Genomic DNA, 791 nt, shown 5'->3' with positions numbered 1-791 from the left:
GATACAAATAGAGCTCAGTATGTTTTAATAAAAACTCTTTCTTTAGTTCATTCAAATATATGCGTTGTTGGGGATCCTGATCAATCTATCTATGGTTGGAGAGGAGCTGATATAAGAAATATACTTCAGTTTGAAAATGATTTTAAAAACGCTTATATTATAACTCTTGAACATAATTATAGATCAACAGCAAATATTTTGGATGCTTCAAATAGATTAATAAGAAATAATACTACAAGAAAAGATAAAAATCTGTATACTTCAAATGAAAGAGGTGAATCTGTAGATTTAATAGAATGTGAAGATGAAAAGGATGAGGCTTTAAAAATAGCAGCCAAAATAGAAAAGCTTTTATCTAGATATAAACCATCAGAAATTGCTGTTTTTTATAGGACAAATGCTCAAAGTAGAAGTTTTGAAGAAATTTTTTTGAGAAAAAAAATTCCTCATAGAGTTATTGGTAGTTTTAGATTTTATGAAAGAAAAGAAATAAAAGATATTATTGCTTATTTGAAATTTATTATAAATCCTTACGATATAGTAAGCCTTTTTAGAATAATAAACATACCACCGCGTGGTATAGGTGAAAAAAGTCTAGAGAAAATAATTGAATACTCTAAAATAAAGGGAATAAGTTTTTATGAAGCTTTGTTTCTTTGTGATACAATTTCTGATGGAGTTAAAAAGTCCATAAAATCTTTTTTGAATATGATAAATGGAATTAGGAGTTATATTAACTCTTTTCCACCTTCTAAAATTGTAGAAGATGTTATGATGAAATCTGGTTATTG

At 26.5% G+C, this 791-nt stretch carries 1 protein-coding gene; it reads left to right on the top strand.

Annotated features, from left to right (window positions below):
• A partial coding sequence (locus N2692_03110; protein MCX8016255.1) for a UvrD-helicase domain-containing protein occupies nucleotides 1-791 on the top strand: 791 nt, incomplete at both ends.

This window comes from Patescibacteria group bacterium (genome assembly GCA_026415775.1).
Taxonomy (GTDB): Bacteria; Patescibacteriota; Minisyncoccia; order UBA6257; family JAAZHW01; genus SKW32.
The sequence above is the reverse complement of the archived record's forward strand: the minus strand, read 5'-3'. Positions and strand labels throughout refer to the sequence as shown.